Here is a 611-nt window from a genome sequence, read left to right on the forward strand (position 1 = left end):
GGCCGGGGGTGCCGGCGGTGTGCAGCAGGGCGCGGTGGAAGACGAGGACGGCGAGCAGCGAGCAGGTGCCGGCCAGGAGGAAGGCGTAGCGGGGCTGGATGAAGCCGAGGATGACGCCGCCCATCAGGTAGCCCAGGGCGGGGCCGGTGTTGGAGACGGCGCCCAGGGCGGCGAAGGCGCGGCCGCGGTGGCTGTCGGGAACGCGGAGGTTGATGACGATGTGGGTGACGGTGGCCTGGGCGCCGTTGCCGAAGCCGCCGATGACGTAGCAGGGCACGATCCACCAGGCGCCCGGGGCGAGTCCGGTGGCGAGGATGCCGGCCGAGATGCACAGGAACGAGCCGATCAGGAGGGCCTCGTGGCTGAGCTTCTTGATCCGGCGCACCAGCAGGGCGCCGGGGACCAGGCCGGCCATCCAGGCCGACATGATCAGTCCGTAGGTCTCCTCGGAGCCGCCGAAGGTGTCGCGGACGTAGAAGACGATGAGGACGTTGATGATGCTGGCGGCGGCCATCACGACGCCGCTGACGGCGAGGATGGAACGCAGGAAGCGGTCGCCGCTGACCCGGTAGGCCGGCTCGGCCGCCTTCGGGACGGCGCCGGGGGTGGGG

General features: G+C 71.8%; 1 protein-coding gene. It reads right to left on the minus strand.

The window, feature by feature from the left end; genetic code table 11:
- The coding region (locus tag CCN33_RS30730; RefSeq protein WP_140394787.1) for an MFS transporter at nucleotides 1-611 on the minus strand (611 nt) is incomplete at both ends.

The sequence above is a fragment of the Streptomyces recifensis genome, from assembly GCF_002154615.1.
Lineage (GTDB): Bacteria > Actinomycetota > Actinomycetes > Streptomycetales > Streptomycetaceae > Streptomyces > Streptomyces griseoluteus.